The following is a 19,689-nucleotide window of genomic DNA, read 5'->3' as shown; positions in this document are numbered from 1 at the left end:
CCGACAACCGGCGCAGCGCTTATTGCTGTGCCCAGGCGTTGAAACAGTGTGCCAGCAGCACGCGTTGCTGGCTATCGGCGCACGACCAGATACAAACCGACCGCCACCATGATTCCGGCCGGCCAGTGCCCCAATTCATTCAATGGGCCACCGGCAGCGAGTACCGTACCCCCCGCCAGGTGTGCGCAGCCGAGCAGACGCAGGAACCAGTCGTCCTTGCGTCTGTGCCAGGCTGGTGGCGCATTGGACGTGTGAGGTTGCGACATGCGCTCCAGCAGGTCGCGGGTCATATTGGCCAGGTGCGGTAGTTGCTCGACCTGGCTCTGCAGGTTGCCCAGCAAGGTTTTGGGGCTGACCCGTTCGCGCATCCAGCGCTCGAGAAACGGTTGGGCGGTGTTCCACAGGTCCAGCTCCGGGTACAACTGGCGACCCAGGCCTTCGATGTTCAGCAGGGTTTTCTGCAACAGAACCAGCTGCGGCTGCACTTCCATGTTGAAGCGCCGTGCCGTCTGGAACAGGCGCATCAGCACCTGGCCGAAGGAAATATCCTTTAACGGTTTCTCGAAAATCGGCTCGCAAACGGTCCGGATCGCCGCTTCGAATTCATTCAGCCTGGTTTCCGCCGGTACCCAGCCCGAGTCGATGTGCAGCTGGGCGACGCGGCGGTAGTCGCGTTTGAAGAAGGCGAACAGGTTGCGCGCCAGATAATCCTGGTCTTGCGGAGTCAGGCTGCCGACGATGCCACAGTCGATGGCAATGTACTGCGGGCTCCACGGCTGCACGGTGCTGACGAAGATATTGCCGGGGTGCATGTCGGCGTGGAAGAAACTGTCGCGGAACACCTGGGTGAAGAAGATTTCCACGCCTCGTTCGGCGAGCATTTTCATGTCGGTGCGCTGGTCGGCCAGGGTGGCCAGGTCGGTAACCTGAATCCCGTAGATTCGCTCCATCACCAGCACTTTCGGCCGGCACCAGTCCCAGTAGACCTGGGGCACATACAACAGCGGCGAGCCGTCGAAGTTGCGTTTCAGCTGGCTGGCATTGGCCGCCTCGCGCAACAGATCGAGCTCGTCGTAGATGGTTTTTTCGTAGTCCTGGACCACATCCACCGGATGCAGCAAGCGCGCATCGGCGGAGAGTTTTTCCGCAGCCCGGGCGAGGATGAACAACCACGCCAGATCCTGGGCGATGATCGGCTTGAGGCCCGGGCGTATGACCTTGACCACTACTTCTTCACCGCTTTTCAGCTGTGCGGCATGAACCTGGGCCACGGAAGCCGAGGCCAGCGGTTCGAAGTCGAAACGGCTGAAGACTTCACTGATTCTCTTGCCGAGCTGGCTTTCGATCAGGTCTATCGCCACTTGCGAGTCGAACGGCGGTACGCGGTCTTGCAACTTCATCAGCTCGTCGGCGATGTCTTCGGGCAGCAGATCGCGGCGAGTGGAAAGAATCTGCCCGAACTTGATGAAAATCGGTCCCAGATCCTGCAATGCCAGGCGCAGACGCGCACCGCGAGTCAGTGTCAGCGTCTTGCGCGGGAACCAGCGCCACGGCAAGACGTAGCGCAGCGCCAGGAGAAACCAGGGCAGTGGCAGGGCGAACAACAGGTCATCGAGGCGGTAGCGGATCACGACGCGCTGGATGCGCAACAAACGGCGGACGGCAAGCAGCTTCATGCGTTATCGCTTGAATCAAGGGATCGGGAAAGGCGCTCGAAACGCGCCTCAAGACGTTCCAGATCAAGCTTGATCTGGTCCAGTTCACTAAAACGGGCTTCGGCTTCGCGTTGGCCCACCAGGGTGCGCGACTCTTCGCTGAGGTACTCGGCAAGGTTCTGGTTCAGGCTGGCGAAGCCTTGTTGGTACCACTGTGCGCGGCTGCGAAGATGGCCGCCGATCAGTTGCGTGGCGACCGGACCGAGCCAGCGCGAGAGTTCGTACTCCCAGTCCAGCTCCAGGTCCTGCAGTATCGCCGCCAGATCCAGCAGTACCGCGCTGTCGCCTTCGAGATCGACCTCGGGGCCATGCAGGACCGCGGTCTTGTCCTTGCTCAGTGCCAGGCTCAGCAGACTCGACGCCGGAGCGCGCAAGGTGCAGTCGGCCTCGGCGGCCCAATGGGCGGCCAGCATCAGGCCTTCATCACCGGGGATGATGAACAGGTGCAACGCCGGGTTGCGGCAATCGACAGCAATCACCTTGCCGTTCAAGTGTTGCAGGCGCGGCAGCGCCGTACTGTCGAGGCGCAGCACGCGGTTGAGGCCGTGCTCGACGCCGACCAGCAGGGCGCTGAGCAACATCAGGGTTTGATGCCGCGATGCAGGGCGACGATGCCGGCGGTCATATTGTGGTAGGTCACCCGGTCGAAACCAGCCTCGACCATCATCGACTTCAGGGTTTCCTGGTTCGGGTGCATGCGGATCGATTCGGCCAGGTAGCGGTAGCTTTCCGAGTCATTGGTGATCAACTTGCCCATCAGCGGCATGAAGGCGAACGAATAGGCATCGTAGGCCTTGGACATCAGCGCGTTGGTCGGCTTGGAGAACTCCAGTACCAGCAGCCGGCCACCGGGCTTGAGTACCCGCAGCATGGAACGCAGGGCATCTTCCTTGTGGGTCACGTTGCGCAGGCCGAAGGCGATGGTCACGCAGTCGAAATGGTTGTCCGGGAACGGCAGCTTTTCAGCGTCGGCCTGGACGAACTCGACATTGCCGGCCACACCCAGGTCCAGCAAACGATCGCGACCGACCTTGAGCATGGATTCGTTGATGTCAGCCAGCACCACCTGACCGGTCGGGCCCACCAGGTGCGAAAACTTTCTGGTCAGGTCGCCAGTACCGCCAGCGATGTCCAGCACACGGTTGCCAGTGCGTACGCCAGACAACTCGATCGCGAAACGCTTCCACAGTCGGTGCATGCCGCCCGACAGCAAGTCGTTCATCAGGTCGTACTTGGCCGCTACCGAGTGGAAAACTTCAGCGACTTTTTCCGCCTTTTGGCTTTCCGGAACGTTTTTGAAGCCGAAGTGAGTGGTGGGTTCGGCATCGCTGCCTTTGCGCTGATCAGTCATATCGCTGTCACCAGAAGAGAATGCGGGACATTCTAATCCCGGTGACGGTCTTTGTCTTGGCAAGGCTGAATGTAAGATAGGCAACCGCCGGGACGTTTTGACGCATGCAAGGTCAAGATGTCTTGAGCAAGTCCCGATAAAACAGGAGTCATTCGATGGCCCGTATTAGTGTTGAGCGTGCCCACGGTCTGGGTAAGGAAGCAGCCCGCGAGAAGGCCGACATGTTGGCGCAGAAACTGTCCGATCGATATGGCCTGGAGCCGCAGTGGTCAGGCGACATCCTGAATCTCAAGCGTCCCGGGGTAAAAGGTGCGGTGCATGTGGGCGAGAACTCGATCAAAGTCGATGTCGAGTTGGGCCTGCTGATGTCGGCCATGAGCGGCACGATCAAATCGGAAATCGAGAAGGCATTGGATAAGGCCTTGGCGTAATCCTGTTGTTGTTTCTGTGTAGGAGCAGCCGGTCTACGCTCGATTGCTCGCGATAGCAGCAAAGCGGCGGTGTATCAGTCAGACCGCGTTATCGTTAGCGTTCATCGCGAGTAAGCTCGCTCCTACAGAGGTGGCATTTCTTAGGGTGCCGTTTCTAATTTTTCTCACTACTTTGTGCCTAAGCCCTCATCCCTGCGGGCAGTTCCTCAAACCTTTTGCGCGTGAGGTGCACCATGGCCAAAGTAACTTTGAAGAAAAAAACCGACGTTCAGACAACCGCTCCGAGCGAAGTAAAATCCTACGCCCGCAAGATCTGGCTGGCAGGCCTGGGGGCTTACGCCAAGGTCGGCAAGGAAGGCAGCGAGTACTTTCAGGAGTTGATCGAAGCGGGTCAAACTGTTGAAAAGAAAGGCAAAAAAGTTGTGAATCAGCAACTTGAAGCGGCCAACAGTCAGATCGATGAAGTCAAGGATGACGTCACCAGCTTCAAGGGCAAAGTCGAAGTGCAGCTCGATAAAGTCGAGAAGGCGTTTGACGCGCGCGTCGCAAGTGCCTTGAATCGCTTCGGCATTGCGTCTAAACATGATGTTGAGACACTCTCTGCTAAGCTCGATGGGTTGACGGCATTGCTTGAACGTGTCGCGCGTAAACATTAAGGAGAACGGGATGGCTGGTAAAAAGTATACTGAAAAAGAAGGCAGCTCGTGGATCGGGAAAGTCGAAGACTACTCCCGCAAAATCTGGCTTGCTGGTTTAGGCGTGTACTCGAAGATCGACACTGACGGCAGCAAACTCTTCGATACCCTGGTCAAAGATGGTGAGAAAGCCGAGAAGCTCACCAAGAGCGCCGTCGGTAAAAAAGTCGATGCCGCCAAGGATTCCGCCCAATCGGCCAAGTCCCGTGTGGGTGATGTCAAAGATCGCGCACTGGGCAAATGGGGCGAGCTGGAAGAGGCTTTCGACAAGCGACTCAACAGCGCCATTTCGCGTCTGGGCGTGCCGAGCCGCAATGAAGTCAAGGCGCTGCACAGCAAGGTCGATACCCTGACCAAGCAGATCGAGCGCATGACCGGTGAGTCGGTGACCAAGCCAGTGGCGAGCAAGACCGCGGCGGCCAAACCGGCAGCTAAAACCGCGGCCAAACCTCTGGTAAAAGCCGCCGCTAAACCGGCAGCCAAGCCCGCAGCAAAAACCGCAGCAGCCAAACCTGCCGCGGCCAAGCCAGCAGCCAAAGCGGTTGCCGCTAAACCGGCAGCTGCGAAGAAGCCGGTTGCCAAGAAACCTGCGGCACCCAAAGCAGCAGCGCCGAAGCCAGCAGTAGAAGCCAAACCGGCAGCTGCGGTCAGCCCTTCGAACTCTGCAGCTGCGCCGACCCCTGCGGTCACCCCGACTGTTGCGTCGACTCCATCGACGCCATCCAGTCAGTCCTGATTTTTTCGGGACAGACAAAAACGCCCGGCCTGCAAAGGTCGGGCGTTTTTGTTTTGGTCAGAAAACTCTCCGGTGCCTGATCGAGCGCAAAAGATCGCAGCCTATCGGCAGCTCCTACGCCGACGTAGGAGCTGCCGAAGGCTGCGATCTCTTGATCTTCCAATCACACATGCTCTTCCAGATACCGCAACGCCATCTGCTCGGTCGCCAGCTTCACCGGCGCCAGCAAGTGCGGCGCTACCAGCATCATGATCTGGTAAACCACCACCCGTACTTCGCCCTCGCGCCCCAGAATCCGTTGATAGTCGAGGGAAAACAGCAGGGTCATGGTGATCTGTTCGACCAGTTGCCCCAGCGCCTGGGTTTCGCTGATCAGTTGCCCCTGCGCTTTCAAGCGCGCCAGCAATGAGGCCAGGGTGCGCTTCAAGGCGTTGAGCAGATTGCGAATACCCTTGGCCAGTTTCGGCAAGCGTCCGGCCAGGTTGGACAGGTCCTGGAACAGGAAGCGATAGTGCGCCAGGCGCTCGACGATCAGGTGCAGGAACAGCCAGTAATCTTCCGCAGACAGTTGCGCATCCGCCGGTGGATCGAGCAGCGGCGTCAGTTCCGCCTGAAAGCGTTCGAACAAGCCGAGTATCAGCGGCTCCTTGCCATGAAAGTGGTAGTAGAGGTTGCCCGGGCTGATCCCCATTTCATTGGCAACTTCCATGGTAGAGACATTCGGTTCGCCCTTTTGATTGAACAATTGCAGGGCACATTCGAGGATCCGGTCGCGGGTTTTCATCCAGTCTTCTTGGTTGTTGAGTCATGCCACGGCCAACAGCCCGACCGTGGTGCAGTGAATATTCAGCGCACGCGCACGTAGGTACCTGGCGCCGCCTCCATCGGTGGATAATTCTGGTTACCGAGAGCCATCAGGGTTGGCCGTTGGGTTCCCGAGCGCTCCTGAATCCAGCTCAGCCACCGTGGCCACCAGCTACCTTCGACATGGGTGGCGTCGTAATACCAGGCGCGTGGATCGGTGCTGAGTTTGGGGTTCTCGATGAAATTGGCCTTGGCGTTGCTCGGCGGGTTGAGGATGCTCTGGATGTGGCCGCTGTTGGACAGCACGAAGCGGCGATCACCGCCCAGCAGCAGGGTTGAGCGGTACACCGCGTCCCACGGAGTGATGTGGTCGTTGATCCCGGCCACGCTGAAGCTGTCGACGTTGACCTTCTGCAGATCGATCGGCGTGCCGCATACCTCCAGCCCGCCGGGATGGCTCAGCGGGTTGTGCTTGAAGAAGTCCAGCAGGTCGCCATGCAATGCCGCGGGCAGGCGCGTGTTGTCGTTGTTCCAGTACAGGATGTCGAAGGCCGGTGGTTCCTTGCCCAGCAGGTAGTTATTGACCCAGTAATTCCAGATCAGGTCATTGGGGCGCATCCAGGCGAAGACCTTGGCCATGTCTCGCCCTTCGAACACGCCTCGCTGGTAGGAATCGCGCTTGGCGGCTTCAAGGGTCTGCTCGTCGGCAAACAAGGTGGCAGGGCTTTCGATCTGGCTATCGAGCAGGCTGACCAAATAGGTGGCGCTGGAGATCCGTCGCAGTTGCCGCTTGGCTTGCAGATGGCCTTGCAGGGCAGCGATGGTCAGGCCGCCGGCACAGGCGCCCATCAGATTGACTTCGCGCGCGCCGCTGATGGCGCGGCAGATATTCATCGCTTGCTCCAGGGCTTCCACATAACTGGACAGGCCCCATTCGCGATGGCGAACATCCGGGTTGCGCCAACTGACCACGAATACCTGCAGGCCGTTTTTCAGCGCGTACTGGACGAAGCTGTTGCCCGGGCTGAGGTCGAAAATGTAGTACTTGTTGATTTGCGGCGGCACGATCAGCAGTGGCTTGCTGTACTGCTTTTCGCTCATCGGTTTGTACTGCATCAGCTCGAGCAGTTCGTTGCGAAACACCACCGAGCCGGTGGTAGTCGCCACGGTCTTGCCGATCTCGAAGGCGTGTTTGCTGACCTGACTTGGCAGCCCGTTGTTGTGCAGCAGGTCGTCGAACAAATGGCTGAGACCGCGAACCAGGCTGTGACCGCCGGAATTGAACAGCTCTTTGATGGCCAGGGGGTTGAGCAGCGTATTGGAGGGCGATACGGCGTCATTGAGCAGTGCGAAAACGAAATGCGCGCGGGCCCGGTCGTCGGGGCTCATGCCGCTTTCGTCGATCCAGCTTCTGACCTGCTTTTGCCAGCTCAGATAGGCCTGCAGGCTGCGGCGATAAAATGGATTCAGGCTCCAGGTCGGGTCGGCAAACCGGTTGTCCTTGGGGTTCGGTGTGTGCAGCGTTTCACCCAATAACACGCGACCCAGCTGACCACCCAGGGCCAGCGCATGACGGGCGCTTTTCACGGGATGGCGCAGGCCGTGGGCCGCTACGCTGCGCAGGGTCGAGAACAGGTCCCGGCCGCGCAGACCGGTAATCGCACTCTGAGCGTTGATGAACGCCGCGGGGGTGGGCAACGAGCCCGGCGTTGCTTTGTCTCTCATGGGTCAACACTCCTTCGTCAAGCCTTCAACAAGCACATCTATTCAAGACAGACACCATAGTCGGTCCAGAGCTCTCCTGCGCGGGCGATGATCCGGTCGACATGCGCAAGACGCTAAGTCCTGCCAAACGGTGATGGGTGCGGGTGCATCACGGCCCGCTGACGTTCTTCCTCGAGAAACTTCATGATGATTGGCGCGACGGCTTCGGCACGGGTAATCAGGAACAAATGACCATCGTCGATGATATGTAGCTGGGCGTTGGGAATCCGCCAGGCCAGCATGCGCATATTGATCAGCGGGATCAGTGGATCGTCATCGCCGGCCAGCACCAGGGTCGGTTGAAGAATCTTGTGCAGCCAGTGAATGCTGGTCCAGCCCAGGCCTGCGAACAGTTGCCAGTAGTAACCCAGCTTGCCGCCCGAGCGCACCTTGCTGGCGTGTTCGGCGGCCAGATTAGGGTCGCGACGGAAGGATCCGCCATAGATCAGCGGCGCGATCCGAATCACGTGGGACGGCTGGATGTAGCGCCTGGGGCTGGCCATCATCCACAGCACTTTCGGTTTGCCCGGCACCATAAAGACGCCGGCTGCGGTGGCCGCCAGCACCAGTTTTTTGCAACGCTCCGGGTAGTCGTAGGCAAATTGCTGGGCCAGGGCGCCACCCCAGGACACGCCGACGACGTTGACTTGCCCGTAGTCGAGGTAGTCGAGCATGCGCGCGGTCAGTTTGGCCAGACCAGGGAAACGATAGGGGATGCTGGGTGTCGACGAGCCGCCGACCCCGGGAACGTCGAAGGCAATCACCTCCAGATCCGGGTCGAGCGCCTGGACGAACGGAAACACCAGCTCCAGGTTGGCGCCGATGCCATTGAAAATCAGCAGGGGCGTCAAATGAGGCTTGCCAGGACGTACCGCGGTGCGGATGGTTTGCCCATCCAGGTCGAGAGTACGAAATATGAACGGTTGCGGCATCTCAGAAGCCCTGTGGTTAAACCGCTGGCAAGCCTTCCCGAGCTTGTTCCAGAAAATCCGAGGCCTGGCCTCGTCCGTGTTGAGTAGGGCGCGCGGCACCTCCGAGTGCCGCGGACTTCGTGACTGCCTACAACTTAACGTTCATGTACATAAGTGCCCGGTGCGGCTTCCCCTGGCGGATAGGCCTTGTTGCCCAGATTGGTCGGGGACTTTTTCAGCTTGCCCGAACGCTCGGCCTGCCAGGCCTGCCAGTGCAGCCACCAGGAGTCGGTGTGCTTGGTCGAGTTTTCTTGCCAGTCCTCGGCTTTGACCGGCATCTCGGTGCTGGTCATGTAACGCGACTTCGGGTTGCCGGGCGGGTTCAGGATGCTCTGGATATGCCCGCTGCTGGACAGCACGAATTCGACCTTGCCGCCGAACAGTTGCGCCGACTTGTAGCAAGACTTCCAGGGCGTGATGTGATCGTTGGTACCGGCCAGGGAATAGATGTCGGTAGTGACCTGTTTGAGGTCGATCGGCGTGCCGCTCACTTCCAGTGCATTGGCACGGATCAGTGGGTTGTTTTTGAACAATTCGATCAGGTCGCCGTGGAACGCCGCAGGCAAGCGGGTGGTGTCGTTGTTCCAGAACAGGATGTCGAAGACCGGAGGCTCGTTGCCCAGCAGGTAGTTGTTGACCCAGTAATTCCAGATCAGATCGTTGGGGCGCATCCAGGCGAAGACCTTGGCCATGTCACGGCCTTCCAGGACGCCGGCCTGATACGAGTGACGCTTGGCGGATTCCAGGGTTTTCTCGTCGACGAACAGCGCAACCTGGGAGTCGAGGGTGGTGTCGAGCACGCTGACCAAGAGGGTCAGGGCATTGACTTTCTTCTCGCCGAGGGCGGCGTAGTGGCCGAGCAACGCGGTGCAGGTGATGCCGCCGGAGCAGGCGCCGAGCATGTTGATGTCTTTGCTGCCGGTGATGGTCGAGACCACGTCGACGGCTTCTTTCAGTGCGTCGATGTAAGTCGACAGACCCCACTCGCGCTGGGCCTTGGTCGGGTTGCGCCAGCTGACGATAAAGGTCTGCTGGTGGTTGCGCAGGCAAAAGCGCGCCAGGCTTTTATCCGGACTCAGGTCGAACACATAAAACTTGTTGATTTGCGGCGGTACCACGAGCAGTGGGCGTTCGTGCACCTGCTCGGTGGTCGGCCGGTACTGGATCAATTCGAGCACGTCGTTGCGGAAAACTACCGAGCCTTCGGTGGTCCCCAGGCTCTTGCCGACTTCGAAGGCGCCCATGTTCACCTGGCTCGGCATGCCGCCGTTGTTGATCAGGTCCTTGGCCAGGTGGGAGAGGCCGTCGAGCAGGCTTTTACCGCCGGTCTCGAAGAAGCGTTTGACCGCCGCCGGATTGGCCGCACTGTTGGTCGGGGCCATGGCTTCGGTCATCAGGGTGATCACGAAGTGCGCGCGGTTGATGTCCGCTTCGGACAGGTTGCTGTCGCCGATCCAGTCGTGCAGTTCCTTGCGCCACGCCAGGTAGGTTTGCAAATAACGTTTGTAGAGCGGGTTCTGGCTCCAGGCCGGGTCGTTGAAGCGGCGGTCGTCACTTTCCGGCTGCAGCTTCGACTTGCCGAACATCACATTCTTGAGCTCGACGCCAAAATGCGCGACGTGCTTGACGCTGTGAATCGGTTGTTTGATGGCCTGGGTCAAGACCATTCGAGCAGAGGTAAGCAGATCTTTTCCACGCAAGCCGACGACGGGATTGAGCCCCAGGGTGTTTTCCGAGGCTTGACGATTCAAGTCATCGTTATTCTTGTTACTCATCTACGACGCTCCATAGTCCTGATGCGAGTACCGGGAGCAGCTGTGCAATCACACAGCAAACGCCAGGTACTACTGCTCGGGGTGACCGTTAATTCTGCATCGCTGCTTTTATTGCACAGAGCACTGCAGGGAACTTGCCAGCTCCATTGGTTACCCGAGTTTAATTTTTTTCGCAAGCAGGCCAAATGCCAGCCGTGCGGCAGAGCATTCAAGCAGATGAAATTAGAAAATGCCCTCTAAAGAGCGAAAGGCTTGATTTAGAGCATCAGTTTGACGATGGATTCGCTAGGGTCGCGGGATTTTCCGGCGGCTTTGAGCTCGGCAAGATAATCCGCCCATAGATCGTCCTGGCGGACTGCCAATTGGTACAGATAATCCCAGGTGAACAGACCACTGTCGTGGCCGTCGTCGAAGGTCAATTTCAGTGCGTACTGACCGGCCGGTTCGACCTTGCTCAGGCCTACGCCGATCTTGCCAAATTGCAGGATAGGATTGCCATGGCCCTGGACCTCGGCGGAGGGAGAGTGCACCCGCAGGAATTCGGCGGGCAGGTGATAGACCTCATCCGGCGTGTATTTCAGCGTCAGGGTTTTCGAGGCTTTGTGCAGTTCGATGGCGCTGGGGAGTCTGGTCATGACTTGAGTTCCGTTATGGGTGGAACCCTGTAGGAGCGAGCTTGCTCGCGAAGGTTGTGTCAGCCGCATTGATGTCGACTGACACACCTTCGCGAGCAAGCTCGCTCCTACAAGTGTTGCTTACAGGATATAACGAGACAGGTCTTCGTTCTGCGCCAATTCGCCGAGGTGGCTGTTGACGTAGTCAGCGTCGATGCGAATCGGCTGAGCGTCCTGCGCGGTGGCCAGGTCGCCGGCACTGAACGACACTTCTTCGAGCAGGCGCTCAAGCAGGGTGTGCAGGCGACGGGCACCGATGTTTTCGGTTTTCTCGTTGACCTGCCAGGCGATCTCCGCCAGACGCTTGATGCCGTCGGGCAAGAACTCGATCGCCAGGCCCTCGGTTTTCAACAGCTCGCGGTATTGCTCGGTGAGCGAGGCATGCGGTTCGCTGAGGATGCGTTCGAAATCTTGCGGGCTCAAGGCCTTGAGCTCGACACGAATCGGCAGGCGGCCTTGCAGCTCCGGTACCAGGTCGCTCGGTTTGCTCAGGTGGAACGCGCCGGAGGCGATGAACAGGATGTGGTCGGTCTTGACCATGCCCAGCTTGGTGTTGACCGTGCAGCCTTCGATCAGCGGCAGCAAATCGCGCTGAACGCCTTCACGGGACACGTCGATCCCACCGGAGTTGCCGCGCTTGGCGACCTTGTCGATTTCGTCGATGAACACGATGCCGTGCTGCTCGACCGCTTCCAGGGCCTTGGCCTTGAGCTCATCGTCATTGACCAGGCGGCTGGCCTCTTCGTCGCCGACCAGTTTCAGCGCATCCTTGACCTTGAGCTTGCGGCTCTTGCGCTTGCCCTTGCCCATGTTGGCGAACAGGTTCTGCAACTGGCTGGTCATTTCTTCCATGCCCGGTGGCGCGGAGATATCGACGCCGGACATTTCGGCTACTTCGATTTCGATCTCCTTGTCATCCAGCTGCCCTTCGCGCAGGCGCTTGCGGAACAGCTGGCGGGTGTTGGAGTCCTGGCTCGGCGCGGCGTCTTCGTTGAAGCCCATGCGTGCCGGTGGCAGCAAGGCATCGAGGATGCGCTCTTCGGCGGCGTCTTCGGCGCGGTGACGAACCTTGGTCATTTCCTGCTCGCGCAGGAGCTTGATCGCCGCATCGGCCAGATCACGGATGATCGATTCGACGTCACGGCCGACGTAGCCGACCTCGGTGAACTTGGTGGCTTCGACCTTGATGAACGGTGCATTGGCCAGTTTGGCCAGGCGCCGGGCGATTTCGGTTTTACCGACGCCGGTCGGACCGATCATCAGGATGTTCTTGGGCGTCACTTCGACGCGCAGCTCTTCGGGCAGCTGCATCCGGCGCCAGCGGTTACGCAGCGCGATGGCGACGGCGCGTTTGGCATCGTCCTGGCCGATGATATGGCGATTGAGTTCGTGGACGATTTCGCGGGGAGTCATGGACATAATAATTTGCGGTCCTCAAGCAAGAGTGAAAGCCTTGGCGCTAGGCCTGCACAGGCTTACTCGGCGAGGTCCTGCTCCTCAATGGTGAAGGTGTGGTTGGTGAATACACAGATGTCGCCGGCGATGCCGAGTGCGGTTTCGACGATTTCGCGAGCCGACAGATCGGTTTTTTTCAGCAGGGCGCTGGCTGCGGCCTGAGCGTAACCGCCACCGGAACCCATGGCGATCAGGCCTTCTTCGGGCTCAACCACGTCACCGTTACCGGTGATGATCAAGGACGCGTCTTTGTTGGCGACGGCCAACATGGCTTCCAGGCGGCTGAGGGTGCGATCGGTACGCCATTCTTTGGCGAGTTCGACGGCCGCGCGAACCAGGTGACCTTGATGTTTCTCAAGCTGGCCTTCGAAACGCTCGAACAGGGTGAAGGCGTCAGCGGTGGCCCCGGCAAAACCGGCAATGACTTCACCGTGGTAAAGGCGACGAACTTTTTTCGCGTTGCCTTTCATCACGGTATTGCCGAGAGAAACCTGGCCGTCGCCGCCCATGACGACTTTGCCGTGGCGGCGAACTGAAACGATGGTGGTCAAGGGAGAGTCTCCACGCTGCGGGGCGAAAATGCCCTGATGGGAACTCATATGGGGGTGGCGAGGCGTATTTCAACTGCAGGAGGAGATGGGAGACGAGTGGTGCGAGGCCCGTAGGAGCTGCCGAAGGCTGCGATCTTTTGATCCTGCTTCAGATTCTAGCGAACCCCAACCTGCGAAAAGATCGCAGCCTGCGGCAGCTCCTACAGGTGGTGCGCTGTCCTGTAGGAGCTATCCCTGGGTTCTGTTTAGCGGCTCTGGCGCTGTTGTAACAACAGATTGCTAAAGCCGCTGCCGGCCAGTTGTTTTTGCGCGGTGGTCAGCTGTTCACGGTTGCTGAACGGTCCCACCAACACCCGATACCAGGTCTCATCCTTCACCGTGCCGGACTCTACCGACACGCTCTGCCCCAGCAGAATGATCTGCGCACGAACCTTGTCGGCATCCGCCTCTTTGCGGAACGAGCCGGCCTGGAGGAAGAATTTGGTCACGGGCGCCGCTTTCGAGACTGGCGGTGCCGGCGGCGGGGTAATGCCGGCGAGTGCCGCCTGAGCCCGGGCAGTGTCGATCTTCGCCGCTTCGGCCGGCGTCACCGGGGCCACGGGTACCGGTTGTGGTGTCGGCAGGGTTTTCTCCGGCACGGCATCCGGCGGCACTATCACTTCGGATTCCGGCAGCAGGGTGTAGAAGTCGTATTTTGGCTTCACCGGTTGCTGTGGACTCGGAGGCGTCTTGTTCGCTTCGGCGATCCTGCTGGCTTTCTGCTGTTCTTGCTTGACCCGCTTGACGTCATCGCCCTGGCCAGGATCGAGCTTCATCAAAAAGACGATGAACGCGCCCACGGTCAGGCCGATGGCCATCCATAGCCAGCCTGGAATCGGCTGTTTTGCAGGCGCTTGGTAACGGCTGGCGCCACGCTTGGGTGCAGGTTTTTTCTTGGCAGCCAACTTACATGCGCTCCAGAGTTTCCAGACCCAACAGCTCCAGGCCTTGCTTGAGTGTGCGACCGGTCAGTGCCGCAAGACGCAGGCGGCTCTGCATCTGTGTCGGGGTTTCGGCAGTCAGGATCGGGCAGTTCTCGTAGAAACTCGAGAACAGCCCGGCGACGTCGTACAGGTAGGTGCAGAGAATGTGCGGGGTGCCCTTGTCGCCGACGTTGTTCAGCACTTCGCCAAACTGCGCCAGTTTGGCCGCGAGTTCGTGTTCGTGCGCAGCTTCGAGCACGATCTGTCCTTGCACCTGGCTGAAGTCCTGGCCGAGTTTGCGGAACACGCCGGCCACCCGGGTGTAGGCGTACAGCAAGTAAGGCGCGGTGTTGCCTTCGAAGTTGAGCATCAGGTCGAAGTTGAAGCTGTAATCGCTGGTGCGGTGCTTGGACAGGTCGGCGTACTTCACCGCGCCAATGCCCACGACCTTGGCGATGTTGCGCAGTTCTGCTTCAGCCAGCTCCGGGTTCTTTTCCTTTACCAGCGCGTAAGCGCGCTCCTGAGCTTCGGTCAGCAGATCGATCAGCTTCACGGTGCCGCCGTCACGGGTCTTGAACGGACGGCCATCGGCACCGTTCATGGTGCCGAAGCCCATGTGCTCCATTTCCATCGGATGGGTCACGAAGCCGGCCTTGCGGGCCACCGCGAACACCTGCTGGAAGTGCAGGGCCTGACGCTGATCGACGAAGTACAGTGCGCGATCGGCTTTCAGCATGCCGCTGCGATAACGCACGGCTGCAAGGTCGGTGGTGGCGTAGAGATAACCGCCGTCAGCCTTGACGATGATCACCGGCAGCGGGTCGCCGTCGGCGTTTTTGAATTCATCGAGGAACACGCACTGGGCGCCGTTGCTCTCGACCAGCAGGCCTTTGGCCTTGAGGTCGTTGACCACGTTGATCAGGTCGTCGTTGTAGGCGCTTTCGCCCATGACGTCGGCCGGGGTCAGTTTGACGTTCAGCAGGTCGTAGATTTTCTGGCAGTGGGACAGCGAGATGTCCTTGAACTTCGTCCACAGCGCCAGGCAGTCCGGATCTCCGGCTTGCAGCTTGACCACCAGACCGCGGGCGCGATCAGCGAACTCTGGCGATTCGTCGAAGCGTTGCTTGGCGGCGCGGTAGAAGTTTTCCAGGTCCGACAGCTCGTCGCTGGTAATCGGGTTTTCCTGCAAGTAAGCCATCAGCATGCCGAACTGGGTGCCCCAGTCGCCGACGTGGTTCTGACGGATCACGGTATCGCCGAGGAACTCCAGAACCCGTGCCACGCCGTCACCGATGATGGTCGAGCGCAGATGGCCGACGTGCATCTCTTTGGCCAGGTTCGGTGCCGACAGGTCGACCACCGTACGCTGCACCGGACCCGCCTTGCGCACACCGATCTGCGGGTCGGCGAGCGCGGCGTCCAGGCGCGAAGCCAGAGCCTGGGTGTTCTGGAAGAAATTGAGGAAGCCCGGGCCGGCGATTTCGGCCTTGCTGACGTTCTCGTCAGCCGGCAGCGCGGCGATGATTTTTTCTGCCAGATCGCGCGGTTTCATGCCGGCTGGCTTGGCCAGCATCATGGCGATGTTGCTGGCGAAGTCGCCGTGGGTTTTGTCGCGGGAATTCTCCACCTGAATCGCTGGCGTCAGGCCTTCAGGCAACACACCTTCGTTGACGAGTTGGGTGATGGCTTGCTGGATCAGCTGGCGAATGGTGTCTTTCATGGTCTTCTCTTTCGACCGCAGACGCGGTGGCGCTTCGATGCGCAGGTGGAAAAACTGGGCATTATCCGTTGCGAAGGCGGGCTTGCCAACCTTCGTGGGCAGGTTATAGACCTGCGGAGCCGGGCAGGAAGATCTTCGCGTCTGGCAAGACCGTTAAAGATCGCAGCCTGCGGCAGCTCCTACACCACCAGAGTACGCCATCAATTTTGTGGCGAGCGTTGATCCCGTAGGAGCTGCCGCAGGCTGCGATCTTTTGACTATTTATCGATCAATACAAATCCACCGGATCGACATCCAGCGACCAGCGCACCTGCCGCCCGCTGGGCATTTGCTCAAGCTTCAGCAGCCAACTGCTGAGCAGCCGATGCAGTGGCGCCCGAGCGCTGGCTTGCAGCAAGAGTTGCGCGCGATAGCGTCCGGCGCGGCGCTCCATGGGGGCCGGTACCGGGCCGAGCAACTCGATACCGGTCAGTTTCTGTTCGCCCAGCAAACGTTCAGCCTCGCTGCAGGCCTCATCGAGAAAACTTTCGGCTTGCCCCGGCTTGTGCGCTTCGGCTCGCAACAGTGCCAAATGCGCAAACGGCGGCAAGCCCGCAGCGCGGCGTTCGCTCAAGGCTTGTTCGGCAAAGGCGAAATAACCTTGCTCGGTCAATTGCACCAGCAGCGGATGGTCGGCCAGATGTGTCTGGATAATCACTTTGCCCGGCTCTTCGGCGCGCCCGGCACGCCCGGCGACCTGAACGATCAGCTGGGCCATGCGTTCGCTGGCGCGGAAGTCTCCGGAAAACAGTCCGCCATCGGCATCCAGGATCGACACCAGAGTCACTCGAGGAAAGTGGTGCCCTTTGGCGAGCATTTGCGTGCCCACCAAAATGCATGGCTGGCCTTTCTGGATGGTAGCGAACAGCTGATTCATTGCGTCCTTGCGCGAGGTGCTGTCGCGGTCAACTCGCAGCACCGGGTAATCCGGAAAGAGAATGCCCAGCCGCTCTTCGGCTCGCTCAGTGCCCGCGCCGACGGGGCGCAGATCCACCTTGCCGCATTTCGGACAATGGCGTGGCACACGCTCCACATAGCCGCAGTGATGGCAGCGCAGTTCAGCGGAGCGCTGATGCACCGTCATGCGTGCATCGCAGCGGTTGCACTCGGACATCCAGCCGCAGTCGTGGCACAGCAGGGTCGGCGCGAAGCCGCGGCGGTTGAGGAATACCAGTACCTGCTGCCCGGCCGCGAGCGTCTGACCGATGGCCTGTTGCATCGGTCCGGAAATGCCGCTGTCCAGCGGGCGGCTTTTTACGTCCAGGCGCAGGAAGCGCGGTTGTTGCGCGCCGCCGGCCCGTTGATTCAGGCGCAACAGGCCGTAACGGCCGGTGTAGGCGTTGTGCAGGCTTTCCAGCGAAGGCGTGGCCGAGCCGAGCACGATCGGGATGTTTTCCTGGCGCGCGCGCACCAAGGCCAGATCGCGCGCGTGATAACGCAGGCCTTCTTGCTGTTTATAGGAGCCGTCGTGTTCTTCATCGATGATGATCAGGCCGGGGTTTTTCATCGGCGTGAACAGTGCCGAACGGGTGCCGATAATGATGTCGGCGTCACCGTCCCGGGCCGCCAGCCAGGCCTCCAGCCGTTCGCGGTCGTTGACTGCCGAGTGCACCAATGCAATGCGAGCGTTGAAACGCTGCTCGAAGCGCGCCAGGGTTTGCGGGCCGAGGTTGATCTCGGGAATCAGCACCAGTGCCTGCTTGCCGGCCTCCAGGGTTTCGCGGATCAACTGCAAATAGACTTCGGTCTTGCCGCTGCCAGTGACCCCGGCCAGCAGGAACGCATGAAAGCTGTCGAAGCCTGCGCGAATCGCTTCATAGGCGGCGCGCTGTTCCGGATTGAGGGGCAGTTCCGGTTGCGCCAGCCAGTGTTCATGGCGTTCGTCGGGGGCGTGCTTGCGGATTTCCACCTGCACCAGGTCTTTGGCCAGCAGCAGGTCAAGGCTGTCTTTGCTGAGCATGAGCTTGCTGAGCAACTGATGGGCCACACCGTGGGGATGCTGCGCCAGGGTCGCCAAGGCTTCGCGCTGGCGTGGCGCGCGGCTGATGCGCGGATCGTCGAGGCGTGCGCCAGGGCTGATCGACCAGAAACGCTCCTGGCGGGCTTCGGCCAGCTCGCCCTGACGCAGCAATACCGGGAGTGCCCAGCTCAGGGTGTCGCCCAGGCTGTGCTGGTAATACTGAGAAGTCCACAGGCACAGCTTGAACAACGCTGCAGGCAACGGGGGCGTGGCGTCGAGCAGTGCCAGCGCCGGCTTGAGCTTTGCTGCCGGGACTTCGCTGTGGCTGGTGACCTCCACCAGGATCCCGATCATCTCGCGACGACCGAACGGCACGCGCAGACGCATGCCCGGATGCAGATGGGCACGCAGGACACCGGCAGGGGCGCGATAGTCGAACAGGCGGCGCAGCGGCGAAGGCAGGGCGAGGCGCAGAATGGCGTCGGGCACGCGGGGATTTCTCGGTAAGCGGGCGGTGAAGAAGGTTCGGAGCCTAGCAGACGGTCGGGGTAGTGTCCTGCATTAGGAAAGCGTTCAAGAGTTGACGAGTGGATTTTATCGTCAGGCAAGGCGCCGCGACGAGCCATAGCGCGCTATGGGGAGTAGCGGCAACGCCGCATGGCGATAAAAGACGCCGTCAAAATTGAACAGCCTTTTCTGATGGAGGACACCCGGGACAGCTTGCGTGATTGCCAAGGTCTGGTAGAATCCGCGGCCTAATTACGTGCGGTATTCAACAATAGTGTTGGGTGGCGGCACGCTAGCCTGAGGAATACACCATGAAAGCCGATATCCATCCGGTATACGAAGCCATCACAGTTACTTGCAGCTGCGGTAATGTCTTCGAAACCCGTTCCAACCTGGCCAAGCCGTTGCCGGTTGACGTGTGCAACTTGTGCCACCCGTTCTACACCGGTAAGCAGAAGACTCTGGACATCGGCGGTCGTGTCGACAAGTTCAAGTCGCGTTTCGGTGCTTTCGGCGCTACCAAAGCTCCTGCTGCTGCAGAGTAAGGTGGGTCGTGCGGGAAAGCCCGATGGGCTTTTTCTCGCTGTTGAAAAAGGCGTCCCTGGTGGGCGCCTTTTTCATGCCCGCGATTTGCTTCTCCAGCGCTCAGGCCTTTTCTGTACGGCGCCGATCGTGTTGACCGGCGTACAGATCACCTGCAGGCTCTGGTGAACGACAAAACTGAGGTAACAAGAAAAAGTTGTAGACATTTTATCTTATTATTGTGAACAGTTAATCCCTTGTGTTCCGTGGCTCTCCACCCAAAGTCTTAAGGTAGGGCGCTTGACACCAGTGACTGGTCAGTCTTGTAGGGACTTTGCGACACGAGTATCCTCGGCGGTCCGTCGTCCAACAGTAAAAAGCGGAATGCCGATATGTCTGATCTGAAAACTGCCGCTCTCGAATATCATGCCCATCCTCGTCCAGGAAAGCTGAGTGTCGAGCTCACCAAAGCCACCGCTACCGCTCGCGACCTGTCGCTGGCCTACAGCCCCGGTGTAGCCGAACCAGTCCGCGAAATTGCCCGCGACCCTGAACTCGCCTACAAGTACACCGGCAAGGGCAATCTGGTTGCAGTGATTTCCGATGGCACCGCGATTCTCGGCCTGGGTAACCTCGGTCCATTGGCTTCCAAGCCGGTCATGGAAGGTAAGGGCGTGCTGTTCAAGCGCTTCGCCGGTATCGACGTGTTCGACATCGAAGTCGACTCCGAAAGCCCGCAAGCCTTCATCGATACCGTCAAGCGCATCTCGATCACCTTCGGTGGCATCAACCTGGAAGACATCAAGGCGCCAGAGTGCTTTGAAATCGAACGCGCTCTGATCGAGCAGTGCGATATTCCGGTGTTCCACGATGACCAGCATGGCACCGCGATCGTGACCGCTGCCGGCATGATCAATGCCCTGGAAATCGCTGGCAAAACCCTGCCAGAAGCCAAGATCGTCTGCCTGGGTGCTGGTGCTGCCGCTATCTCCTGCATGAAGTTGCTGGTGAGCATGGGCGCGAAGATCGAAAACATCTTCATGGTTGACCGTACCGG

18 protein-coding genes are annotated in these 19,689 nt (G+C 59.7%); 5 read left to right on the top strand and 13 right to left on the bottom strand.

Annotated features, from left to right (window positions below):
- Positions 1–71: 71 nt before the first annotated feature.
- From ubiB to ubiE, 3 genes are read right to left on the bottom strand one after another with little or no spacing between them, the layout of a single operon-like run.
- Positions 72–1,676 (bottom strand): ubiquinone biosynthesis regulatory protein kinase UbiB, encoded by a 1,605-nt coding sequence (gene ubiB / locus F8N21_RS22500; protein ID WP_150644208.1) that lies wholly within the window; start codon positions 1,674–1,676, stop codon positions 72–74.
- Complete coding sequence (locus F8N21_RS22495; RefSeq protein ID WP_150644207.1) at positions 1,673–2,296, bottom strand: SCP2 domain-containing protein; 624 nt, start codon at positions 2,294–2,296, stop codon at positions 1,673–1,675. Before F8N21_RS22495 ends, ubiB begins: the two co-directional genes overlap by 4 nt.
- Positions 2,296–3,066, bottom strand: coding sequence for a bifunctional demethylmenaquinone methyltransferase/2-methoxy-6-polyprenyl-1,4-benzoquinol methylase UbiE (gene ubiE / locus F8N21_RS22490; protein ID WP_007989286.1), 771 nt, complete (start codon positions 3,064–3,066; stop codon positions 2,296–2,298). The genes F8N21_RS22495 and ubiE overlap by 1 nt, the downstream gene beginning before the upstream one ends.
- Positions 3,067–3,221: 155 nt before the next feature.
- Between ubiE and F8N21_RS22485 the strand changes: the two genes are divergently transcribed.
- From F8N21_RS22485 to F8N21_RS22475, 3 genes are all read left to right on the top strand, one after another.
- Positions 3,222–3,497, top strand: coding sequence for a polyhydroxyalkanoic acid system family protein (locus tag F8N21_RS22485; RefSeq protein ID WP_150644206.1), 276 nt, complete (start codon positions 3,222–3,224; stop codon positions 3,495–3,497).
- Between the two features lie 233 nt (positions 3,498–3,730).
- Positions 3,731–4,153 carry a phasin family protein gene (locus F8N21_RS22480; protein ID WP_150644205.1) on the top strand — a complete coding sequence of 141 codons (423 nt, stop codon included), beginning with the start codon at positions 3,731–3,733 and terminating at the stop codon, positions 4,151–4,153.
- A gap of 10 nt (positions 4,154–4,163) precedes the next feature.
- Complete coding sequence (locus F8N21_RS22475; protein WP_150644204.1) at positions 4,164–4,928, top strand: phasin family protein; 765 nt, start codon at positions 4,164–4,166, stop codon at positions 4,926–4,928.
- A 163-nt stretch (positions 4,929–5,091) separates the two neighbouring features.
- Here F8N21_RS22475 and F8N21_RS22470 read toward each other — a convergent pair whose 3' ends face one another.
- The 10 genes from F8N21_RS22470 to F8N21_RS22425 all read right to left on the bottom strand — a co-directional run bounded on the left by F8N21_RS22470 (position 5,092) and on the right by F8N21_RS22425 (position 18,092).
- On the bottom strand, positions 5,092–5,712 hold the full coding sequence (locus F8N21_RS22470; protein ID WP_150644203.1) for a TetR/AcrR family transcriptional regulator: 621 nt from the start codon (positions 5,710–5,712) through the stop codon (positions 5,092–5,094).
- A 62-nt stretch (positions 5,713–5,774) separates the two neighbouring features.
- On the bottom strand, positions 5,775–7,457 hold the full coding sequence (phaC, locus tag F8N21_RS22465) for a class II poly(R)-hydroxyalkanoic acid synthase (protein WP_150644202.1): 1,683 nt from the start codon (positions 7,455–7,457) through the stop codon (positions 5,775–5,777).
- A 113-nt stretch (positions 7,458–7,570) separates the two neighbouring features.
- Positions 7,571–8,428: a poly(3-hydroxyalkanoate) depolymerase gene (phaZ, locus tag F8N21_RS22460; protein ID WP_150644201.1), complete on the bottom strand. Its 858-nt coding sequence runs from the start codon at positions 8,426–8,428 to the stop codon at positions 7,571–7,573.
- Positions 8,429–8,562: 134 nt separating this feature from the next.
- Positions 8,563–10,242, bottom strand: a complete 1,680-nt coding sequence (phaC, locus tag F8N21_RS22455; protein WP_150644200.1) for a class II poly(R)-hydroxyalkanoic acid synthase — start codon at positions 10,240–10,242, stop codon at positions 8,563–8,565.
- 257 nt (positions 10,243–10,499) lie between these two features.
- Positions 10,500–10,877, bottom strand: a complete 378-nt coding sequence (locus F8N21_RS22450; RefSeq protein ID WP_150644199.1) for a gamma-butyrobetaine hydroxylase-like domain-containing protein — start codon at positions 10,875–10,877, stop codon at positions 10,500–10,502.
- Between the two features lie 120 nt (positions 10,878–10,997).
- The gene (gene hslU, locus F8N21_RS22445) at positions 10,998–12,335 is read right to left on the bottom strand and encodes an ATP-dependent protease ATPase subunit HslU (protein WP_150644198.1); all 1,338 of its coding nucleotides are present in this window, start codon (positions 12,333–12,335) and stop codon (positions 10,998–11,000) included.
- Between the two features lie 56 nt (positions 12,336–12,391).
- Entirely contained in the window at positions 12,392–12,922 is a 531-nt protein-coding gene (gene hslV, locus F8N21_RS22440; protein WP_150644197.1) for an ATP-dependent protease subunit HslV, read from the bottom strand.
- Between the two features lie 245 nt (positions 12,923–13,167).
- Positions 13,168–13,866, bottom strand: coding sequence for an SPOR domain-containing protein (locus F8N21_RS22435; protein ID WP_150644196.1), 699 nt, complete (start codon positions 13,864–13,866; stop codon positions 13,168–13,170).
- Between the two features lies 1 nt (position 13,867).
- The gene (gene argS / locus F8N21_RS22430; RefSeq protein ID WP_150644195.1) at positions 13,868–15,604 is read right to left on the bottom strand and encodes an arginine--tRNA ligase; all 1,737 of its coding nucleotides are present in this window, start codon (positions 15,602–15,604) and stop codon (positions 13,868–13,870) included.
- Positions 15,605–15,872: 268 nt separating this feature from the next.
- On the bottom strand, positions 15,873–18,092 hold the full coding sequence (locus tag F8N21_RS22425; RefSeq protein ID WP_150644194.1) for a primosomal protein N': 2,220 nt from the start codon (positions 18,090–18,092) through the stop codon (positions 15,873–15,875).
- A gap of 329 nt (positions 18,093–18,421) precedes the next feature.
- Here F8N21_RS22425 and rpmE point away from each other — a divergent pair, with 329 nt between their 5' ends.
- Positions 18,422–18,655: a 50S ribosomal protein L31 gene (rpmE, locus tag F8N21_RS22420; protein ID WP_150644193.1), complete on the top strand. Its 234-nt coding sequence runs from the start codon at positions 18,422–18,424 to the stop codon at positions 18,653–18,655.
- Between the two features lie 369 nt (positions 18,656–19,024).
- Positions 19,025–19,689: malic enzyme-like NAD(P)-binding protein (locus F8N21_RS22410; RefSeq protein ID WP_318184208.1), on the top strand; the 665-nt coding region annotated here is incomplete at its 3' end.

It is taken from the genome of Pseudomonas fluorescens (assembly GCF_902497895.1).
In the GTDB taxonomy this organism is placed as follows: domain Bacteria; phylum Pseudomonadota; class Gammaproteobacteria; order Pseudomonadales; family Pseudomonadaceae; genus Aquipseudomonas; species Aquipseudomonas fluorescens_BP.
This window is presented reverse-complemented; position numbering and strand designations above follow the sequence as displayed.

What these genes read in the sequence shown, in the direction of transcription:
- ubiE (WP_007989286.1), bottom strand. Translation starts at nt 3,066, where the DNA reads ATGACTGATCAGCGCAAAGGCAGCGATGCCGAACCCACCACTCACTTC.
- F8N21_RS22450 (WP_150644199.1), bottom strand. Translation starts at nt 10,877, where the DNA reads ATGACCAGACTCCCCAGCGCCATCGAACTGCACAAAGCCTCGAAAACC.
- phaC (WP_150644200.1), bottom strand. Translation starts at nt 10,242, where the DNA reads ATGAGTAACAAGAATAACGATGACTTGAATCGTCAAGCCTCGGAAAAC.
- F8N21_RS22480 (WP_150644205.1), top strand. Translation starts at nt 3,731, where the DNA reads ATGGCCAAAGTAACTTTGAAGAAAAAAACCGACGTTCAGACAACCGCT.
- phaZ (WP_150644201.1), bottom strand. Translation starts at nt 8,428, where the DNA reads ATGCCGCAACCGTTCATATTTCGTACTCTCGACCTGGATGGGCAAACC.
- F8N21_RS22475 (WP_150644204.1), top strand. Translation starts at nt 4,164, where the DNA reads ATGGCTGGTAAAAAGTATACTGAAAAAGAAGGCAGCTCGTGGATCGGG.
- hslU (WP_150644198.1), bottom strand. Translation starts at nt 12,335, where the DNA reads ATGTCCATGACTCCCCGCGAAATCGTCCACGAACTCAATCGCCATATC.
- rpmE (WP_150644193.1), top strand. Translation starts at nt 18,422, where the DNA reads ATGAAAGCCGATATCCATCCGGTATACGAAGCCATCACAGTTACTTGC.
- phaC (WP_150644202.1), bottom strand. Translation starts at nt 7,457, where the DNA reads ATGAGAGACAAAGCAACGCCGGGCTCGTTGCCCACCCCCGCGGCGTTC.
- F8N21_RS22470 (WP_150644203.1), bottom strand. Translation starts at nt 5,712, where the DNA reads ATGAAAACCCGCGACCGGATCCTCGAATGTGCCCTGCAATTGTTCAAT.
- argS (WP_150644195.1), bottom strand. Translation starts at nt 15,604, where the DNA reads ATGAAAGACACCATTCGCCAGCTGATCCAGCAAGCCATCACCCAACTC.
- F8N21_RS22495 (WP_150644207.1), bottom strand. Translation starts at nt 2,296, where the DNA reads ATGTTGCTCAGCGCCCTGCTGGTCGGCGTCGAGCACGGCCTCAACCGC.
- ubiB (WP_150644208.1), bottom strand. Translation starts at nt 1,676, where the DNA reads ATGAAGCTGCTTGCCGTCCGCCGTTTGTTGCGCATCCAGCGCGTCGTG.
- F8N21_RS22485 (WP_150644206.1), top strand. Translation starts at nt 3,222, where the DNA reads ATGGCCCGTATTAGTGTTGAGCGTGCCCACGGTCTGGGTAAGGAAGCA.